The organism is Chitinophaga terrae (ex Kim and Jung 2007) (genome assembly GCF_900107795.1).
Lineage (GTDB): Bacteria > Bacteroidota > Bacteroidia > Chitinophagales > Chitinophagaceae > Chitinophaga > Chitinophaga terrae.
Genome location: NZ_FNRL01000002.1, coordinates 167334 through 186412, shown reverse-complemented (window position 1 = coordinate 186412; position 19079 = coordinate 167334). Strand labels below are relative to the sequence as shown.

Genomic DNA, 19079 nt, shown 5'->3' with positions numbered 1-19079 from the left:
ATGAGCCAACGTACTATACCGCCTATATCGCAAGCCTTGAAAGTTGCCTTACAAGATAAAATTGATCAGAAAACGAAACCACCCGGTTCTTTAGGTCGTTTAGAAAGTATTGCGTTGCAGCTAGGGTTGATACAGGACACGTTGACTCCCCGGATCAATCATCCTTCTATCATTGTTTTTGCGGGCGACCATGGGATCGCAGCAGAAGGCATTGTTAACCCGTTTCCACAGGCTGTTACCGCCCAGATGGTCTATAATTTCCTGCAAGGCGGCGCAGCTATCAATGTATTCTGCAAACAACACAATCTGAACCTCGTAGTGGTTGATGCAGGCGTAAACCATCTTTTCCCGGCCCACGAGCAATTGAGGGACCGGAAAATAGCAATGGGTACGCAAAATTTCAGGCAAATGCCGGCAATGTCGCTGGACCAATGCCGACTGGCTGTACAGGCAGGAGGCGAAGAAGTGAAACGCCTGCACGAACAGGGATGCAATACCATCGGGTTCGGAGAAATGGGGATCGGGAATACTTCTTCCGCTGCGCTGCTGATGAGCTATTTTACAAGGATCCCCGTTGCCGACTGCACAGGCGCAGGAACTGGCAGCAACATACAGCAATTGACACAAAAGAAGGCCATCCTGCAACAGGTACAGGCCTACCACCCTTCTCCTGCCTCTGCCGAACAGGCCCTGGCTACATTTGGCGGTTTTGAAATTGCGATGATCTGCGGAGCGATACTGGAAGCCGCCTCCCTGAAAATGGCCATCGTAATAGATGGATTTATTGTTACGGCTGCATTACTGGCCGCGGCCAGCATGCAACCTACCGTGAAAGACTATTGTATCTTTGCTCACTGCTCGGAAGAACAGGGGCATAAAGCAATGCTCGATTTTTTACAGGTACGGCCCCTGCTCCAACTGGATCTGAGGCTGGGCGAAGGCACCGGCGCTGCATTAGCTATCCCGTTATTGCAGAGCGCTGCAGCGTTCCTTAATGAAATGGCCAGTTTCAGCAGTGCACAAATCTCAAATCGTACAATATGAGAGCACAATGGCAACTGGTGTTGACAGCTATTATGTTCTACACCCGCTTACCCATTCCCAGCGATACTCCTTATTCTGCGGATATGCTTAATAAAGCTACCCGTTACCTTCCCCTGGTTGGATGGGTAACAGGAGCTATCATGGTTGCTGTTGTACTGGTTTTTAAGCATATCTCTCCCCCGATGGTCACTATCCTGCTTTCCCTTATTATGGGGGTATGGGTGACCGGCGCTTTTCATGAAGATGGGTTTGCAGATATGTGCGATGGTTTTGGAGGAGGCTGGACGAAGGAAAAAATATTGGAGATCATGAAAGACAGCAGGATCGGCACTTACGGGATGCTGGGGTTGTTGTCGATAATGACGTTGAAATTCCTTTGCCTGCGGGAAATGCCGTTGCTGCTGGTTATGCTGACCATTGCCAGCGCGCAGCCCTTAAGCCGGTTTGTAGCCGTTACGGTTATTTATACGCATAGATATGTGAGAGAAGATGAACAGAGCAAAGCCAAACCTATAGCCAAAGGCATTACAAAAAACGACCTGCTTGTTGCAGCGGTATTGGGAATAGTTCCTTTTGCAGGCGTTGTCCTGTATTTACAGAATTATACTTTGCTGTTGATATTCCCCGCACTGCTGATTGGCCGGTTATACCTGGTGAGACTGATGAACAGATGGCTGGGGGGTTATACAGGCGATTGCCTGGGCGCTGTTCAGCAGATCTCGGAAACAATCATTTATTTATCCTTTTGCAGTCTTACATGGAAATATATTTAATCAGGCATACTACTCCTGCTATTGAAAGCGGTGTATGTTACGGCGCATCCGACGTGGATGTGGCGGGGAGTTTTGAAACGGAAGCAGCAGAGGTGAAAGCCAAATTACCTGCACGCAACTTTAAAGTGGTCAGCAGCCCATCCCAACGTTGCGTTAAACTGGCCAGGGCCTTGTTCGGCGACCAGTTCTCGACCGACGACCGTTTGATGGAAATGAACTTCGGAAACTGGGAAATGCAGCCCTGGGACAGTATCAGTAAAAATGCTATCAGCAAATGGGCCGACAACGTGGTTTTTGAGCGTATTCCGGGCGGTGAAACCTATGAAGAACTATTCAACAGGAGTATACAGATCTTTGAGGCATGCGTAGCTTCCGGTGAGGACACGGTATTGATCACACATGGCGGAGTCATCAGGTGTGTACTGGCTTTGGTGACAGACACTGCATTGGTAGATGCTTTTGACCTGAATGTGGATTATGGTAAAATTTCGGGGATAAAAGCCGAAAATGGTCAATTGAGCTTAATATTTCGTAATTTATAATAAATTGTTTACAAACTAGTTATATTAAAATTTCTAAATATTAGCCCAAAAAACAAAAAAACTGGCAAATCGTGCTAACTTTATGACTGTATAATATAGTACACCATAAAATCTGTTTTAAATGACAACATCTTTTCTGAATATCCCGCTTTTGTTTTTGCAGGAAATAGGTATTAAAGAATTACTGCTGATAGCATTGGTTGTTCTGTTACTGTTTGGCGGTAAAAAAATACCTGAACTGATGCGTGGATTGGGCAGCGGAATTCGCGAATTTAAAGATGCTAAAGATACTCCTGGTAAAAAGGGGAAAGCTGAAGCGTCTGATTCCACCAACTAATTAGATTCCTGTTATAAAGACAAACCAAAAGATCGTGCATTCACTGCACGATCTTTTTATATTGCAGCCAAGTGAATATTCAGTGAACGATCTGTTCCGGCTTCCTGCAGTTTTCCCCTGAAATACAGCATAATAGTCCATAAAAACACAGCATTGTGGTTGTTTGCCATCATAACAGCAACGCTATTCAGGTACCCGAACGAATGGCAATGTAGACGATAAACCCTGCATTGCTTATATACAGCTGTTAATCTTCCGAAAAAAAATACGGTATAAGACCAGCCCGGATGGGGTCATCCATAAAGCCGCTATTACGATGAGGTGGTTCAGGACTCGTCTATCAGGAAATAAACGGCAAGGATTTGCGCGTTTTCGTTGCCGGCATTGCGTGGTTGATAGCCTAAGCGGCCGTCGAAGAAGAGGGAATCGCCTTCTTCCAGCGTATAGGTTTCGTTATCTATCAGGTATTCCACTTTGCCTTTGATGATGTATTTATATTCATAGGCATCGGTTTTTACGACCTGGGTAGGGGAAGCGCCTTTCTTCAATTCAAGTAGTACGATATCTACAGGCAGTTTTTTAACATTGCGGGTAAGTATCCGTTTATACACAAAGCCTTTGGCGGGTTCTTTTTCAAAGGCCTGGTACGCGGCGCGTTGTTTGATGATCACCCTGGAATTGGCCTGTTGCTGGTCTATTTCGTTGAAAAACTCGTTCATATCGAGCTGCAGGGCTTTAATGATATTGATAAGCACCAGCAGGGAGGGAACAGTCCTGTTGTTTTCTATCTGGCTGATCAGTCCTTTACTCACCTCTGCCCTATCGGCCAGCTCCTGGATAGTGATGCCTTTAGCCTTTCTCTTCTCCTTGATCTTATTACTGATCTGCATGATAATATCGTCTGCCATACTCCCTGGATAGTTAAAACATGAAATATTAATAGAACGAAAGCAACCTTGCGCATTCTCCCTATCTTTACACCGAATTTATACACAAATTAAGCATCCATGTTCAGTATCGACCAAATCCTCGCTGTTACGTTTACATTATTTGCGGTGATTGATATTGTGGGGTCTATTCCTGTATTGGTTTCCCTGAAAGAAAAGCTGGGCCATATAGATGCGGGGAAGGCCACTATAGCTTCCGGTGTGTTGATGATCCTGTTCCTGCTGGTTGGGGAGCCATTTCTGAAGCTTTTAAGCGTTGATGTCAATTCGTTTGCGGTAGCCGGTTCCATCGTGATTTTCGTGATAGGCCTGGAGATGATCCTGGGGATAGAGTTTTTTAAAGGGGAGCAGGACGCCAAGGCGGGAAGCGTGGTACCGATTGCCTTCCCTTTGGTAGCAGGGTCCGGTACTTTAACTACTATTATGTCGCTCAAAGCCAATTTCGGGGAATATAATATCCTGGCGGGGATCCTGCTGAACCTCCTGATCGTTTATATAGTGTTGCGATGTCTTAATTACATAGAAAGGATGCTGGGGAAGGCGGGATTGATGGTATTACGCAAGTTTTTCGGGGTAATATTGCTGGCAATTGCTGTTAAAATATTCAAGAGCAACATCAATCTTTAAGTCAATTTGGGATTCTACAGCAGAAACATTACATTTGCGCAACTTTTTGGCCTCGTAGTACAATGGATAGTATAAGAGTTTCCGAAGCTCCAGATTCAAGTTCGATTCTTGACGAGGCTACCAAAAAACAACCTCCCATGCGCATTTTAGCCATCGGAGGTTTTTTTTTGCCCAGATTTGTAACCTAATATTTAACTCCCTAATCCTTCATCTATGAAATGGATGCCCTTATTTGTACTAGCCACTTCTTGTTTGTCCTTACAAAGCCAGGCGCAGTATATTAACAACCAGAACACTTTACAGCCATCTTCTAATTTTTACATTAGCGGAACTGCACAGTCGAATACTTTAAAAACCTTTGCGGGTACCAGCGCCGGTGGAACTGCCCATTTCCACCTGTCTAACGGTGATGGCAACCAACAGGCCAACCTCAGGTGGACGCAGGTATTAGCAGGCCTGGAAGACGCGAATAATGTTGGCTCAGATTTCAGGTTGTACAGGTATTCCAATACCGGCACATATCTCGGACCAGCATTGACCATTGAAAGGGCCACCGGTAATACAACTATTACGGGTACCCCGGGGCCATCCTGGTAAAGCGATACCCCGAGAGCAGGTATGAAGAAAATTTGTTCCCGTTTGCAGGTTTGCTTATATTAGTTCAATCACTGTACTAACCAGCCCAAAGGCCCAATAAAGCATAATGAAGTTAGCACCTGCCCAGACGTTTGAAATCCAGGATGCCGGTCAAAAACAATTCCACAGGATCGTGCTCTTAAATACAGGAACTATTGTCGGATATTATTCGCAAGACGATGCCTGCTTTTTAGAATGGTTTACAGGAAATGAGATCCTGGAAACAAAGGTAGATGAAATAACCTGTGATGTTTTCGAAACTCCTGCCTTCTTCCATTTTCAAAACTATGCAGCGCTATATTCTTCCAAAAACGACTTTATTATTCTATATAATGAAAGTGATAAAAACAATCCTACCAGGATTTCCATCACTAATCATCTTCCTAAAACAAAGTATCCAAATTTCGACAGGCCACTGTCTAATTACCATTCGGCCGGCAACACAGATACCAACATTATACCTATACTATTCACTAATGCAGGCATGTTACCGGTATATGTAGCCAACCTGCAGGTAGATGTAGAGAAGGGAACTGCCAGTTGGCTGGATCTGAGATACTGGAACAACAAACAACCGATCGCCCTGGAAAACGAAAGTTTCGATAAGCCGCAAAAGCCGTTTGCAATTTTACATGCGCTGAATAAGCAGAACGCTACACTCCTGTACGGGATCGGCGACAGGGACGGCGGTTATTTAAAGCCGGGGATGGAGTTCTCGGAATTAAGTGCCGTAGATGAAAAAGGAGCAGTAAAAGAGACATTATTTTCCCTGGGAAGATTGTACAAAGAGAGTAAAAAGGGAGGTAAAGAATGTACATTCTCTTCTTCAGGGAAGTATGCGATATTGACGCCGGCGTTTAAAACAGACGATTGGAAAAACAAACAGAAGTTATTCGCGCTGGATGGTAAAGAGCTTATAGAGCTGGAACTTCCGAAAGCGCTTTCGGATTACCGGGTGATTGATCATAATAATGAAATGTTTTTATTGGCGAACCAGCATCCCAACCTGGTGTTTGCCGGCACTGATAGTATTATTCTTTGCAGGGCTCAATAGCCGTTAGTTTACTGTGATAACAGGCATAGCCTGGCGTATTGGCTATTCTTTTCTTTTTCTTAGGCAAAATATTCCCCGGCAAACGAAGTAGCAGCAGCAATACACCTAACATACAAAGAAGATGGATGCCGGTAGCAAAGACCATTCCCTGGTAGTAAGAATAGTGGTTAACAACATAGAAGAAAATGCCCCCTGTAACTGTAATTCCAAAGGCGCCGAACAACTGCTGGAAGGTTGCATAAACTCCAGAAGCATTGCCGGCAAGGTTTTCAGGTATATTCTTAAGCGCTACGTTAGCCAGCGGAGGCAATACCAACGCTACGCCTGCTCCGTGTATTGCAAGTAATATATAGTTCACCCAGCGGTAGCCCGGCATGTGGAATAAACAGAGCTGAAGAGCCAACGATACCATGATCACTATGGTTCCGGTCATCAGCGTGTTTTTACCATAGCGTAATACCAGCCGGGCCGAGATAAAAGAAGCCAGTATAAACCCTATGCCCTGGCATACTACGAATACTCCTGCATGCGCCGGCGATAACCTTAAGCCATCCTGCAGGTAAATACTTAGAATAAAGAAATAAGCATCCAGCATGGTCATAAACAGTGCCGCTATCGCTATAGCGATGTTAAAGTTCCTGATCCGGAACAATGTAGTGTTTATTAATGGCTGCTCCTTTCTTACCTGCATTCTTCTGAATAAGAACAAAAACAACAAGGAAACAGCGAAAAAGATAAAAGCTATGTTACCAAGATCTTTTCCTATGGTTAGCGTTAATACAAGCAAAAGAAGGCCGGAGCTTAACAAGGCTGCGCCGGGGTAGTCCAGTTTCCCGGATGAGTTGCTCCTGGATTCTTCCAGGTTATGAGCGGCCAGCATTAGGCCGATTAGGCATATAGGAGTGTTTAAAAGGAAGATAAAGCGCCAGGGTTGTATGACGCCTGAGACAGGCAATTCTACCAGGAATCCGCCCAGGAACTGCCCCAGCATGGTACCAATTCCTATAGTGATCCCGTACCAGCCAATAGCATAGGTCCGTTCTTCATGCTTCGGAAAAAGCAGCTGGATAAAAGACAGTACCTGCGGCGACATTACAGCAGCTGAAATTCCTTGTAAGAAACGCATCGCTACGAGTAACAAGGGCGTAGTAGCGGTACCACAACCAATGGAAGCCAGCATAAAAACGATCATGCCTGTGATGAAGATTCTTTTCCTTCCAAAATAATCTCCCAGTTTGCCTCCCAGCACCAGGAAGGCGGCAAAGCCGATCATATAAACAGCAACAACCAGCTGCATCTGGCTGTTGGTTGCTTTAATGCTTTGCTGGATGGAAGGCAGGGCTACATTTACTATGAAGATATCCAGTATCGTAAGGAAATGTGCCAGGAGCACAGTGAAAAGTGGGAGCTTTTTCATAAAAAATAAATATATAGAACGATCTATCTATTAATAAATAAAAAAATTTAAATCAGTTTATCTGCCAGTTTTTTAATGTCTTCCAGGCTACGGGTATTTCCGTTAATGGTAGCGGCAACAACGCCGCCTTCTATCATTGTGAAGATCATTTCTGTTAGTTGCTTTGCGTCAAAGTTATTTTTCGAAGGTTGGATCTCGGTCACTAATTTCTTAATAAGATTCTTTTGCTTTTCCTTGTGCTTTTGTACAAGCTGCTGCACTTCGTCGTCCGTTCTTCCGATTTCGGCATTGATCTTAATAAAATGACAACCAGTACAGTTGCCGGTTTTCTGTTGATCTATCCGGAAATCTATGTATGCCATCAATTTTTCCCTGGGTGTTTTCTTTTGGGCCAATTTCTCTTCAACCGTCGTAAAAAAACGGATATCTTCCTGTTCCAGGTAGCTGTACAGGAGATCGTTTTTTGATTTGAAGTGTTTATATAACGAGCCAATGGCGATGTCGGCTTCCGCTACGATCTGGTTGATGCCGGTTTGAACATAGCCCTGGTTATAGAAGAGCGTAGCCGCTGTTTCTAATATTTTATCGCGAACGGTGACTTTCCTGCCCATCTTTTTTTTGAGTAAAGGTAAGGGAAAAATAATAAATAGAGTGATCTATCTATTTATTTTCTTCAATACTTTCTCTCTGTAATATAAAACACCAATTCTTCCAGTGCTTGCCGGATGCCTGAATCGGGGAATTCGTATAACCTGTTCAGCGCTTCGTTACGGTACCATATCATTTTACCCTCTGCATAGTTAAATCCGCCGGCTGCTCTTACCTGCTCTTTAAGGTACTGAAGTTTCTCTTCATTGCTGTTTTGCTTGTTAATAATGAGCAATAACTGCTGTTTAACAACAGGGTCGCAGTTATTGAGGGTATAAATTAAAGGAAGGGTCATCTTCCGTTCCCGGATATCATTACCTAAGGGTTTACCGATATTTTCGGTACCGTAATCCAGCAGATCGTCCTTGATCTGGAAAGCCATACCTACCATTTCACCAAACTCGCCCAGCTTACTGATCATTTCCGGGTCTCTGAAAGTAGTGGAGGCGCCTGCTTCGCAGGCTGCTTTCAATAATGTAGCTGTTTTTTGCCTGATGATGTTGTAGTAAACATCTTCGTTTAAATTCAGCTTCTGGGTTTTGGATATCTGTACCAGTTCTCCTTCTATTGTTTCTTCTATGGCTTTTGAGAAGATCTTTATTATGTCAAAATCTTTGTGTTCAAGAGATAATAATACTCCTTTCGTGAAAAGAATGTCGCCTGCAAACACTGCGCTCCTGCTTTTCCATAATGCGTTTACAGAAAAAGCATTTCTCCTTTTCATGGAATGGTCAACAATATCGTCGTGAACCAGGGAAGCGATATGCAGGGTTTCTATAAGCGCTGCAGCCCTGTAAGTGCTGTCGTTTGCCGGGCCTCCCAGCCGGGCGCAGAGTAATAAGAAAACAGGCCGTAGTTGCTTTCCTTTGATATTCGACAGGTATTTCATTATCCGGTCTACCAACGGGATATCACTTCGCAGTTCTTCTGATAAGGTTAAATTAAAACGTTCCAGTTCCTGGCTAAGTATCTCTCTGGCCTTCATGAATATCAGTTGTAGTTACTAAAGTACGCTTGCGAAAATACTTATTGTTTGGATGTGCTTTTCAGGCGCGGCAGAAAAGTTGTTTTTTTATTAATTCAACGGCACAAAAAAAGCAGGCTTAACGCCTGCTTTCAAGTATTTTCCTAACCCTCGATCTCGCTTAACTCCAGCCATCTCATTCCCTTTTCATCCAGCAACTGGATAATCTCTCCAATCCGCCGGGTCATAGGTTCCATTTTATCGAAAGGCAATTCACCGGAAGAAAGGGCCGTTTCGATATCTGCCTTCTCCTTTTCCAGCGCTTCCAGTTCTTTTTCAAGCAATTCAAGTTCTCTTTTCTCTTTAAAGGAGAGCTTCCGGGCTTTGGGTTCAGTTGCCGTAGTTGTTGCTACCGGGGTTTCCACAGTGGCTTTCTTAGGCTCTGCTGCCTTTTTCTTGTCTTCTTCCCTTTCTGCTTCCCTATATTGAGTATAGTTTCCAGGGAAATCCCTGATCACGCCTTCTCCTTCAAAAACAAACAGGTGATCTACCAGTTTATCCATGAAATAACGGTCGTGGCTTACGATTATCACACAGCCCTGGAATTCCTGTAAAAAACTTTCCAAAATGCTCAGTGTAGGTAAGTCGAGATCGTTTGTAGGTTCGTCGAGTACCAGGAAGTTTGGGTTCCTGAAAAGGATGGATAACAGATGCAGCCGGCGTTTCTCGCCCCCGCTCAATTTGGAAATAAAGGTATATTGCTTTTCGGCCGGGAAAAGAAATAGTTCCAGGAACTGGGCGGCGCTTACCTTGGTACCATCCGCCAGCGGGAAGTTCTCGGCAATGCTCTTCACAAACTCAATCACCCGCATATCTTCCTTGACCTCAAGACCTGATTGCGAGTAATTACCAAAAACAATGGTTTCGCCCACGTTGATCTTGCCTGAATCGGGTTGTTCTATTCCCAGTAACATATTCAGGAAGGTAGATTTACCTACTCCATTTTTACCTACTATACCAACTCTTTCTCCTTTCTTGAAAGTATAATCGAATCCTTTCAGGATGGTAAGATCTCCATATGCCTTGTAGACTTTTTTGAGTTCCAGGATCTTTCCGCCCAGGCGGGTCATTTTTACATTGAGTTCCAGTTGTTGGTCCTGGACTTTCTGTGACGCTTTGTCTTTTACTTCGTAAAACGCATCCTGGCGGGCTTTCGATTTGGTAGTTCTGGCCTTAGGCTGTTTACGCATCCATTCCAGTTCTTTCCTGTAGAGGTTACGTGCTTTATCTACGCTGGCTTTTTCATTCTCTTCCCTCGCCGCTTTCTTTTCAAGGTAATTTTCGTAGTCGCCTTTATAGATGAACAACTGCTCCTTGTCCAGTTCCATGATCTCGTTGCAAACGCTGTCGAGGAAGTAGCGGTCGTGCGTTACCAGTAACAGGGTAACTTTCTCCTGGTCCAGGAAATTTTCCAGCCATTCGATCATGCTTACATCCAGGTGGTTGGTAGGTTCGTCCATGATCAGCAGCACATGTTTGTGTTCGAAGCCGATCTCTATCAGCACTTTTGCCAGCGCTACCCGTTTTTGCTGCCCTCCGGAAAGCGAGCCAACCAATTGCTCGAGGTTATGTATGTTAAGTTTACCTAATATCTGTTTTACTTTACTATCGAAATGCCAGGCATTGAGCTCGTCCATCCGGGCAATGGCAGCGGTGAGCTGCTCCAGGTCTGGCTCGGCGCCTTCTTCGGTAAGCAGTTCATAGTTTTTTATGGCGTTCAGTACAGGATGATCCTGGTCAAAGATGTTTTCGACAATTGATTTATTTGGATCGAACCCGGTTTGTTGTTCCAGCATTACAACGGTAACATCTTTATGGATCCACACTTTACCTTCGTCGGGCATTTCTTTTCCGAGGATGATCTTTAACAGTGTGGATTTGCCGGTTCCATTCAGTGCAACCAGCGCGATCTTATCTCCTTCTTCTATGTGAAAAGAGATGTCTTTAAATAATGGTTTGGTGCCAAAAGATTTGGTCAACCCTTCAACGGTAACGTAATGCATGGTGCGAAGGTATAAATTCTCGGTAAGACTGGCGATATAGTTATATTTTTCGTATATTCATTATAGGATAAATAGGGAATTATTTCCTTATATGTTTTGTTGCTGACTATCGGCCCTTTGTCCATTACTTCTCGTCCCCTTTTGTATGGAAAAGAAAAAGCCCTTGCGCCGAAAGCGGAAGGGCTTGTGTGTATAAAGAGGTTTTGTGTTAGAAGTCGTAGTAGAATTGGCGGAAGCTGGCACGTAGACCTATATTGAAGATCAGGTCGTCTGATTTATTCAGAGAGTTGCTCAGTTTCCTGTATGCCAATGAAGTTTCCACTCTCAGGTTGTATTTCGGGTTGAATATATAGGCAATGGTGCCCTGGGCATAGTACAGGTTTGTTTTAACTCCCTGGCCTATGTAGTTGCCATATTCATTCGGGTGAGTAGTATAAGGCTTTGAAATATCATGTCCGTAGTTTGTGGCGGGGTTTGGATCGTCTCCGTATCTTGAATACAGCAACTGTCCTCTTCCATACCAGCGTTTATAACGGTAGGTAGCGATTCCCAGCACTTCCTGGAAGTTGGCGCCTAATGGATGTGCCAGCGACTGGTTATAGTGCTCATAGTTAATTAATGTGCTCTTATATGAATAAGTGTAAGGGCGTACGGCATTGTACTCCGCCTGGATATCCAGTTTCTTTACATTAAACAGGTCAAATGATTTTACACCTAACTGCCATGCCTGTTTATTAGCCCACCAGCCTTTTCCTTTGAACACTTCTTTCAGTTTGAACTCGTCCAGTACCAGTTGCCCATAAACGGTAGTTTTAGGCAACAGTTTAAATTTAGCATTCAATCCAACCAATGCATTATCTGAGGAGCCTTCTGAAAACTCTGCAGAACGCAGGAAGATGATAGGATTCATATAACTCCAGTCGAAGCCGCGTTTCCTGCCGGAGGAATCGGCGTCGGGCCAGATTACGGCATCGAAAAGGCCAATAGTTAATCTTTTGCTCACGTTCCAGTCGAGGAAGTGGAATACGCCCCATTTTTTGTAGTAGCCAAGATCATCGTATGCTGTTGCAAAGTTTTTACTATGCTTATCCATAAACTGGGCCCACATGGAAGTGTATTGCACTTTACCCAGGTTAGCTGTCAGTTTTAAATAGGGATAGCTGAATTGAATATCAGAAAGGATCAGAGAACGATAGCCGTCACCGATAAAGTTCTGGCCATATCCCATGTCGATCGTCAGGTATTTGATAGGAGTATACGATAATAAAGCGCTGGCCATATTAAAGTCGAATGCTTTACCGCCGCTATAGCTCTTAATTCCTCCCTGGCCGGGAACGATGTCTTGTTTGCGGATATATTGATCGAGATACAGGGGGAATTTGCCCTGGTTCTCATAGAAGTAAGACTCGAAGTAGAATTTGGTTCCAATGTTGGCCTGGATGCTGGCTCCCCTGGTGTTGAGCCAGTTGGTGCGGCTTCCGTCTTTGGATTTACCTATCTGGAAGTCGGGAAGGAAGTCGATGAATACGTTATAGTCTTCATTTCTGAATTCCAGGAGATGTTCGTCAAACAGTTTGCGGTGAACCCAGCTGCGTTTGGTGGTATATGGCTCCGTATACATAGCAGAAGTATCTGTATGTAACTTAGGCCTCATAGCGGTATGATGATTACTGGTATCCAGGTACAATTCACGAATATCCAGGTAATTGTAAGGAACGATAACTGGCAACTTCTCTTGTGCAACGGCTGCACTGGTAAGCAGGGCAAAAACCGCCACCATAATGAGGTTTTTCATCAAACGTTATTTGGATTAAGTAATAAAATAATTAATACAGTTCAATAGGCACGTTGCAACAACACTAACCGACCAATTCACTGACTTATAATCGTGCCAGGATGATCAAATATAGTGCTATTAAAAATAATGCCGTGACAGCCAGGGATTAATAGATAATTAGAACATCCTAAACGAATGCCCAGGATGCGGATTTTTATAGAAAATTATCCTGATCACGCAATTTCAATGTTTCAGTAACTTTCTTTATTTGTTGTTCATCTTTTTTAGGATAGATGAGTAACACATCTTTATCATCTACAATGATGAAGTCTTTTAGTCCTTTTATCACCCCCAATTTTCCTGGTGGAAGATGAATAATGCTTTCATGGGTTTCCTCCAGGTGAAGATTATTGTTACTGTATACGTTGCGATTTTCTTTTTTCTCCGCTACTTCATACAATGAAGCCCAGGTTCCAAGATCACTCCAACCAAAATCAGCTGGTATGGTGTATACATTATCTGCCTTTTCCATAATTGCGAAGTCGACGGAAATATTTGGGGACTTAGGGTATTCGTAATCAATGAACTCCTGCTCTGCAGCAGTGTTATAAACATCCCGGCCTTTCGCAAAGAGAGCGTATATTTCCGGAGCATGCTGCTGGAAGGCCGCCAGTGCGGTCTGAACATTCCAAATAAATATCCCGCCATTCCATACATATTCCCTGCTGGCAAGAAATTCCTGTGCTTTTTCAAGAACCGGCTTTTCGGTGAATTGCAATACTTTGTGCACGCCCTCCGTTCCTGTCTTTTCAAAGCGGATGTAGCCATAGCCTGTATCTGGTCTTGTAGGCGTAATGCCCAGTGTAACAAGATAAGGAGCAGCATTTGCAGCGTCCAGGCCCTTCTGAATATTTTTCAGGAAAATATCTTCGTATAAAATAAAGTGGTCGGATGGCGCCACTACCATATTTGCATCCGGTGATTGCGCGGCCAGTTTGAAGGTTGCGTAGGCAATACAAGGCGCAGTATTGTTCCTTGAAGGTTCTGTGATGACCTGTTCTTCCGAGATACCAGGTAACTGATCCAGTACAAGATTTTTATATTGTTTGTTTGTAACAATATAAATATGATCAGGGTCGGTCAGTTTTAAAAAGCGCTCATAAGTTAATTGCAGCAATGATTTTCCAACGCCCAGTATATCTATAAACTGTTTTGGGAAATTATTCCTGCTCTTAGGCCAGAAGCGGCTTCCAACACCCCCTGCCATAATAAAAACATGGTTCTTGGTATTTTTCATAGCCGTTGGTGCTTACTTGGTCCATGTGCCATTCTTCACTTCATCGTATACTTTACGTATACCTTCTTCAAGTCCGATCTTCGCCTTCCAGCCATATCCGTGAAGTTTAGATACATCCATTAGTTTGCGTGGTGTTCCATCAGGTTTGGAGGTATCGAATACAAGTTTACCAGTATAACCGACAATTCGCTGAATAAGTTCTGCAAGTTCCTTGATGCTAATGTCATGCCCTACACCAATGTTCACGAGTCCCGGTTCACTATAGTTCTGCATCAGGTAAAAGCACGCATCAGCCATATCATCTGCATGCAAAAATTCGCGTTTCGGAGATCCGGTGCCCCAGAGTATTACTTCTGGTATATTGTTCACCTTTGCTTCATGCATTTTCCTGAGCATTGCCGGCAGCACATGTGAATTATTCAGATCATAGTTGTCGTTCGGCCCGTATAGATTTGTCGGCATTACTGAAATAAAATTACAACCATATTGCGCACGATATGCATCACACATCTCTATTCCTGCAATCTTTGCAATTGCGTATGGTTGATTGGTTGGCTCCAGTAAGCCTGTTAGCAAATATTCTTCCTTTAACGGCTGCGGTGCCAACTTCGGATAAATACATGAAGATCCAAGAAACATCAGTTTTTTGGCGTTATTCAAGTATGCATTGTGAATAACGTTATTTTGGATCATCAGGTTTTCATATATAAACTGAGCCCTGTAGGTATTGTTAGCTACAATACCTCCTACTTTGGCAGCTGCGAGGAATACATAGTCAGGTTTTTCCTGCAAAAAGAACTCCTGCACTGCATGCGAGTCGCGTAAGTCCAGTTCAGCAGACGTTTTGGTAACTATATTCTCAAAGCCCGCTTCTTTTAGTCTTCTAACGATAGCTGATCCGACCATTCCACGGTGACCAGCCACATAAATTTTATCTGAAAGATTCATACTATTCGAATTGGTTCAACACTTTATATCCTGCATCTTTCAGGAGTTTTTCGCGTTTAAAGAGTTCAAGGTCGGCATGTACCATTTCCTTTACCAGTGCAGGAAGGTCATATTTAGGTTTCCAACCTAATTGTTGTTGAGCTTTGGTAGGATTGCCAATTAACAATTCAACCTCTGTAGGGCGGAAATAACGTGAATCTACAGCTACAATTTCCTGTCCTACCTGCAAGAGGCATTCTGGATTGGAAATACTCTTTACAAACCCTTTTTCGTTCACACCTTCGCCTTTGAATTCAACCTCCACGCCTACTTCAGAAAAAGCCATTGTAATGAACTCTCTTACCGTGGTAGTGATTCCGGTTGCAATCACATAATCTTCGGGTTTTTCTTGTTGTAATATAAGCCACATTGCTTCCACATAGTCCTTGGCATGTCCCCAGTCCCTCTTAGCATCAAGGTTACCCATGTAAAGCTTATCTTGCATACCCAGCGCGAGTTTCGACACTGCCCTGGTAATCTTTCTTGTTACAAAAGTTTCACCTCTCAATGGGCTTTCATGGTTAAATAAGATTCCGTTGCAGGCAAACATATTGTAGGCTTCGCGGTAGTTTACAGTAATCCAGAATGCGTACATCTTTGCAACAGCATATGGAGAACGGGGATAGAATGGAGTCTTTTCTGATTGAGGCACTTCCTGAACTAAACCGTAAAGTTCGGATGTAGAAGCCTGGTAGATTTTCGTTTTTTGGGTTAAGCCAAGCAGTCTGACTGCCTCAAGAATGCGAAGGGTACCAATACCATCAGCATCAGCAGTGTATTCAGGTGCTTCGAAACTCACTTGAACGTGGCTCATCGCGCCAAGATTATAAATTTCATCTGGTTGAACTTCCTGGATTATTCTAATTAAATTCGTGCTGTCGGTAAGGTCACCATAGTGAAGTTTAAATCTTACATTTTTCTCGTGAGGATCTTGATAAAGATGGTCTATCCTATCTGTATTAAATAAGGAGCTACGTCTCTTGATCCCGTGTACTTCATATCCTTTTTTTAGGAGCAATTCAGATAAATATGCGCCGTCCTGGCCTGTAATACCAGTAATAAGTGCTTTTTTCATTATTGTCAATATATATTATAAATATATTAATGTTTATAATTTCTCTAGAGCCGCTTTTACCTACGTAAAAGGAATTTATAAAGAGGAGCCAAAACTGAACTTGGCATAATCCTGAAAATGGCTCTTATGAACATGATTCGGTAATAGCCAAAGGAAGAAATAAAGTTGTCTTGTTTCATAATTTGAAAGAAAGAATTCTCAGTTTTCAGATAATGCCATCCTCGTCTTCGTCCCACCATATTGTTCCCGATTCTTGCAGAGACTAGTGATATTGGAAGATTATGCATGATGCATCCGCTACGTATCATCTGGTACCATAGATGGTAGTCTTCGAACATTCTCTTTTCCCAATATGCCCCTGCGTTCAGTACTTTGTCTTTCTTATACATCACGGTCATATGATTAAAAGGACAGCGCTTTTTCGCAAAATTGACAATATCTTCGTGTTTTTCTGGCAGTTTCCGTTGGCGAATTACGTCACCTGGTTGATTATGAAATTCATCTATCCAGCTACCTACAATATCGACTTCCGGATGCTCAACCAAAAATCTGAGCTGAATATCGAATCGCTGAGGCTTAGCAATATCGTCTGAGTCCATGCGGGCTATGATCTGATATTTAGCTTGCTTTACCCCGGTTGTCATCGCATATCCCATCCCCATGTTTTGTGCCAATCTGACCACCGTGAAGATCTGGGAGTACTTTTCAATATATTCATTAAGAATCTGATCCAAATTTTCCGTAAGGGGGCCATCTGCTACAATTAGAATTTCATCCGGAGGCAACGTTTGGTTTAATATGCTATTAATTGCATCTTTAAAAAACTCTGGATTCTCCTTAAAATATATCGGTATTAAAACTGTAAACTTTGGTAATGAATTATTCATAATATGTTGAAGGAGATTTCTCAAAAGTCAAAAATATCCTTTTTTTATTTAGAACCTGACATTCTTCCTTTCATCTTAATTAGAAAAGTTGGGTTTAACCAACTCAAACCTGCTGCTACAAGATACTTTAAATCAAATGAGTGCAAAAAAGCCCGCAAATAGTAATTACCAGCCTTTCTTTGCAAATTCAACAAATAAGCAAATCCAACCTGAACTGCTCCGTTCGCTTTTCTTTTGCGGTCGAGATGTGGTGCCAATTGCTTATATTCATTTTGATATGCATTGTCCAAATATCGTAATGCTTCCTGAATTTTGTTTACACTCTTCGATAGTCCAATCGAACGAGTGATTGCCTGACATCTACTTAGAGCTACAGATAAGAACATTGTTTTAATATTCCCCCTAACTATACGAATGACGAATTCATAATCTTCCAATGCTACCATATCAACGTCAAACCCGTTCAAACTAAGGAAAACGTCTTTGCGTATAAAAAATCCAGGAGGGCCTCCAATGATATTTGCTGTTAACACATCCTCCGGCTTTGCGATTACATTGGGAGTAGTTTCGTACTTAACGCCTTCATTTACAAATTCATACAGAATGGGGTGATAAAAGAACTGTACATCGGGGTGTTCCTTAATTTTGGAAGTTAAATATTCCAATTTGTCAGGGAGAAAGAAATCATCATCATCAAGAAATGCGATCCACTCTCCCTTGCTTTCTCTTACTCCCCTGTTTCGAGCACCCGCAGCACCCAGATTTTGCGAATTATTTAATATTTTTAGAGCATATTTATATTCCGTTCCATCTATTTGAACCTTACTCTCAGGGTCATCATTTACAACTACTACCTCAAAATCAGAGAGAGTCTGCGCGTTAAGGCTTTTTAATGTGGCGGTAAGGCTTTCAAACCGCTTGTATGTGGGAATAACTATGCTGATCATTGTTGTCCGGATGGTGTTGACGAAAGCGTATCTTGTACAGTTTGACTGAAAAATATAAAAGCTCCGTATATGAAAAAAACAAGTATGGCAATTTGACTGGCTGCCTTAATGGGCTTTATTGATAAGATAATTCTGGTATAAATTATTGGTTCTAATATAAAACGCAACAAGCCAATCCTATTGTAAGCATAAATATTAAAGACAAATAATGTCTGCACTAAGAAGACCACCGCTACAAATTTAAAAATCCTATAAAACATCCAATCTTCTCTCAACTTCAGCCTAATAACGAGATACGAGTAAATTGGAAATTCCAGATAAGTTGGATGAATCAGATATGCCCAACTTGATCCCTTTAGGTATTGCGCAATGCCCGGCACAAAATTAAACAAACCCAATTTTATAATGAAAGTGAGTACAAACGTGCTAAGCCAGATTATTCCATAGAAACGGAAAGGTAATAAACGGGGTAGGAAAATCAATACTGCAAGTAATCCTGTAAACTGGTGAAATAGGAAGGTTATTACTGCGTATATAATTACCTTTATATTACTCCCATTCATGCCATGATAAAGTGCCAGGAGGAAAAATGGCATTGCAAGGCCCTGCCTAATAGCATTTCCATATAAATTTATATATGATCCTGAGAAGAGTACACCCAAAAAAGAAATGAAAAAGAATTTGGGGTCAATTTTTCTGTATACTAATCCTGTGAGTGATATACTTATTAATGCAGTGCAAAACAAAAATTCTTTTGAAGTCAAGCCAAAGCTATTAAGCAGCCAGGCATAACCCCAGAAAAAAGGTTCAATACTTACACCAAAGTATTGCTTAATAACTAAAAAAGACTCAACAAAACTTTTGTCCAATAATTCATAAGCCTCCACATACCCTTTTGTATCATAGCCAGCATTCAAAGGCCTGAACCCAACGATTGCTGATGCAAGCACTATGGTGACAGCCATCAAAATAGCATTCAAGTGTCTTGAATGCATGTAAGATTTAAAAACGTTAAGTATATAGTTAACGATATATATTAAAAACATATACTATTTTT

19 protein-coding genes and 1 tRNA gene are annotated in these 19079 nt (G+C 42.5%); 8 read left to right on the top strand and 12 right to left on the bottom strand.

Annotated features, from left to right (window positions below; genetic code table 11):
- The 4 genes from cobT (at position 1) to BLV62_RS02835 (ending at position 2696) form a co-directional block, all read left to right on the top strand.
- Entirely contained in the window at positions 1–1044 is a 1044-nt protein-coding gene (gene cobT, locus BLV62_RS02850; protein ID WP_089758922.1) for a nicotinate-nucleotide--dimethylbenzimidazole phosphoribosyltransferase, read from the top strand.
- A complete protein-coding gene (locus tag BLV62_RS02845) occupies positions 1041–1817 on the top strand; it encodes an adenosylcobinamide-GDP ribazoletransferase (protein WP_089758506.1) in 777 nt (258 codons plus the stop codon). The genes cobT and BLV62_RS02845 overlap by 4 nt, the downstream gene beginning before the upstream one ends.
- Positions 1802–2359 (top strand): alpha-ribazole phosphatase family protein, encoded by a 558-nt coding sequence (gene cobC, locus BLV62_RS02840; RefSeq protein WP_168927787.1) that lies wholly within the window; start codon positions 1802–1804, stop codon positions 2357–2359. The genes BLV62_RS02845 and cobC overlap by 16 nt, the downstream gene beginning before the upstream one ends.
- Positions 2360–2480: 121 nt before the next feature.
- Complete coding sequence (locus tag BLV62_RS02835; protein ID WP_089758502.1) at positions 2481–2696, top strand: Sec-independent protein translocase subunit TatA/TatB; 216 nt, start codon at positions 2481–2483, stop codon at positions 2694–2696.
- A 326-nt stretch (positions 2697–3022) separates the two neighbouring features.
- Here the strand turns inward: BLV62_RS02835 and BLV62_RS02830 are convergent, their stop codons facing one another.
- Positions 3023–3604, bottom strand: a complete 582-nt coding sequence (locus BLV62_RS02830) for a helix-turn-helix domain-containing protein (RefSeq protein WP_089758500.1) — start codon at positions 3602–3604, stop codon at positions 3023–3025.
- A 99-nt stretch (positions 3605–3703) separates the two neighbouring features.
- Here BLV62_RS02830 and BLV62_RS02825 point away from each other — a divergent pair, with 99 nt between their 5' ends.
- From BLV62_RS02825 to BLV62_RS02810, 4 genes are all read left to right on the top strand, one after another.
- A complete protein-coding gene (locus BLV62_RS02825) occupies positions 3704–4270 on the top strand; it encodes a MarC family protein (protein ID WP_089758498.1) in 567 nt (188 codons plus the stop codon).
- A gap of 48 nt (positions 4271–4318) precedes the next feature.
- Positions 4319–4393: transfer RNA gene (locus tag BLV62_RS02820), tRNA-Arg, on the top strand.
- Positions 4394–4483: 90 nt separating this feature from the next.
- Entirely contained in the window at positions 4484–4867 is a 384-nt protein-coding gene (locus tag BLV62_RS02815; RefSeq protein WP_089758496.1) for a hypothetical protein, read from the top strand.
- A gap of 106 nt (positions 4868–4973) precedes the next feature.
- Complete coding sequence (locus BLV62_RS02810) at positions 4974–5960, top strand: hypothetical protein (RefSeq protein WP_089758494.1); 987 nt, start codon at positions 4974–4976, stop codon at positions 5958–5960.
- Here the strand turns inward: BLV62_RS02810 and BLV62_RS02805 are convergent.
- The 11 genes from BLV62_RS02805 to BLV62_RS02755 all read right to left on the bottom strand — a co-directional run bounded on the left by BLV62_RS02805 (position 5938) and on the right by BLV62_RS02755 (position 19017).
- A complete protein-coding gene (locus BLV62_RS02805; protein ID WP_089758492.1) occupies positions 5938–7377 on the bottom strand; it encodes an MFS transporter in 1440 nt (479 codons plus the stop codon). The genes BLV62_RS02810 and BLV62_RS02805 overlap by 23 nt on opposite strands.
- Positions 7378–7424: 47 nt before the next feature.
- On the bottom strand, positions 7425–7988 hold the full coding sequence (locus BLV62_RS02800; protein WP_089758490.1) for a TetR/AcrR family transcriptional regulator: 564 nt from the start codon (positions 7986–7988) through the stop codon (positions 7425–7427).
- Positions 7989–8050: 62 nt separating this feature from the next.
- Entirely contained in the window at positions 8051–9010 is a 960-nt protein-coding gene (locus BLV62_RS02795; RefSeq protein WP_089758488.1) for a polyprenyl synthetase family protein, read from the bottom strand.
- A 143-nt stretch (positions 9011–9153) separates the two neighbouring features.
- Positions 9154–11052 (bottom strand): ABC-F family ATP-binding cassette domain-containing protein, encoded by a 1899-nt coding sequence (locus BLV62_RS02790; protein ID WP_089758486.1) that lies wholly within the window; start codon positions 11050–11052, stop codon positions 9154–9156.
- A gap of 208 nt (positions 11053–11260) precedes the next feature.
- A complete protein-coding gene (locus BLV62_RS02785; protein ID WP_089758484.1) occupies positions 11261–12847 on the bottom strand; it encodes a hypothetical protein in 1587 nt (528 codons plus the stop codon).
- Between the two features lie 196 nt (positions 12848–13043).
- On the bottom strand, positions 13044–14126 hold the full coding sequence (locus BLV62_RS02780; protein WP_089758483.1) for a mannose-1-phosphate guanylyltransferase: 1083 nt from the start codon (positions 14124–14126) through the stop codon (positions 13044–13046).
- A 12-nt stretch (positions 14127–14138) separates the two neighbouring features.
- Entirely contained in the window at positions 14139–15074 is a 936-nt protein-coding gene (gene fcl / locus BLV62_RS02775; protein ID WP_089758481.1) for a GDP-L-fucose synthase, read from the bottom strand.
- A 1-nt stretch (position 15075) separates the two neighbouring features.
- Positions 15076–16188, bottom strand: coding sequence for a GDP-mannose 4,6-dehydratase (gene gmd / locus BLV62_RS02770; RefSeq protein WP_089758479.1), 1113 nt, complete (start codon positions 16186–16188; stop codon positions 15076–15078).
- A 56-nt stretch (positions 16189–16244) separates the two neighbouring features.
- Complete coding sequence (locus tag BLV62_RS02765) at positions 16245–17075, bottom strand: glycosyltransferase (protein ID WP_089758477.1); 831 nt, start codon at positions 17073–17075, stop codon at positions 16245–16247.
- Positions 17076–17119: 44 nt separating this feature from the next.
- On the bottom strand, positions 17120–18022 hold the full coding sequence (locus BLV62_RS02760) for a glycosyltransferase family 2 protein (RefSeq protein ID WP_089758475.1): 903 nt from the start codon (positions 18020–18022) through the stop codon (positions 17120–17122).
- The gene (locus BLV62_RS02755; RefSeq protein WP_168927786.1) at positions 18019–19017 is read right to left on the bottom strand and encodes an EpsG family protein; all 999 of its coding nucleotides are present in this window, start codon (positions 19015–19017) and stop codon (positions 18019–18021) included. The genes BLV62_RS02760 and BLV62_RS02755 overlap by 4 nt, the downstream gene beginning before the upstream one ends.
- Positions 19018–19079 lie beyond the last annotated feature (62 nt).

Bases quoted from the DNA above. Each gene is read 5' to 3' on its own strand.
- BLV62_RS02830 (WP_089758500.1), bottom strand. From the start codon at position 3,604: ATGGCAGACGATATTATCATGCAGATCAGTAATAAGATCAAGGAGAAG.
- cobC (WP_168927787.1), top strand. From the start codon at position 1,802: ATGGAAATATATTTAATCAGGCATACTACTCCTGCTATTGAAAGCGGT.
- gmd (WP_089758479.1), bottom strand. From the start codon at position 16,188: ATGAAAAAAGCACTTATTACTGGTATTACAGGCCAGGACGGCGCATAT.
- BLV62_RS02790 (WP_089758486.1), bottom strand. From the start codon at position 11,052: ATGCATTACGTTACCGTTGAAGGGTTGACCAAATCTTTTGGCACCAAA.
- BLV62_RS02845 (WP_089758506.1), top strand. From the start codon at position 1,041: ATGAGAGCACAATGGCAACTGGTGTTGACAGCTATTATGTTCTACACC.
- BLV62_RS02755 (WP_168927786.1), bottom strand. From the start codon at position 19,017: ATGCATTCAAGACACTTGAATGCTATTTTGATGGCTGTCACCATAGTG.
- BLV62_RS02835 (WP_089758502.1), top strand. From the start codon at position 2,481: ATGACAACATCTTTTCTGAATATCCCGCTTTTGTTTTTGCAGGAAATA.
- BLV62_RS02800 (WP_089758490.1), bottom strand. From the start codon at position 7,988: ATGGGCAGGAAAGTCACCGTTCGCGATAAAATATTAGAAACAGCGGCT.
- BLV62_RS02810 (WP_089758494.1), top strand. From the start codon at position 4,974: ATGAAGTTAGCACCTGCCCAGACGTTTGAAATCCAGGATGCCGGTCAA.
- BLV62_RS02815 (WP_089758496.1), top strand. From the start codon at position 4,484: ATGAAATGGATGCCCTTATTTGTACTAGCCACTTCTTGTTTGTCCTTA.
- BLV62_RS02780 (WP_089758483.1), bottom strand. From the start codon at position 14,126: ATGAAAAATACCAAGAACCATGTTTTTATTATGGCAGGGGGTGTTGGA.
- BLV62_RS02785 (WP_089758484.1), bottom strand. From the start codon at position 12,847: ATGAAAAACCTCATTATGGTGGCGGTTTTTGCCCTGCTTACCAGTGCA.
- BLV62_RS02825 (WP_089758498.1), top strand. From the start codon at position 3,704: ATGTTCAGTATCGACCAAATCCTCGCTGTTACGTTTACATTATTTGCG.
- cobT (WP_089758922.1), top strand. From the start codon at position 1: ATGAGCCAACGTACTATACCGCCTATATCGCAAGCCTTGAAAGTTGCC.
- BLV62_RS02805 (WP_089758492.1), bottom strand. From the start codon at position 7,377: ATGAAAAAGCTCCCACTTTTCACTGTGCTCCTGGCACATTTCCTTACG.
- BLV62_RS02795 (WP_089758488.1), bottom strand. From the start codon at position 9,010: ATGAAGGCCAGAGAGATACTTAGCCAGGAACTGGAACGTTTTAATTTA.
- BLV62_RS02760 (WP_089758475.1), bottom strand. From the start codon at position 18,022: ATGATCAGCATAGTTATTCCCACATACAAGCGGTTTGAAAGCCTTACC.
- fcl (WP_089758481.1), bottom strand. From the start codon at position 15,074: ATGAATCTTTCAGATAAAATTTATGTGGCTGGTCACCGTGGAATGGTC.
- BLV62_RS02765 (WP_089758477.1), bottom strand. From the start codon at position 17,075: ATGAATAATTCATTACCAAAGTTTACAGTTTTAATACCGATATATTTT.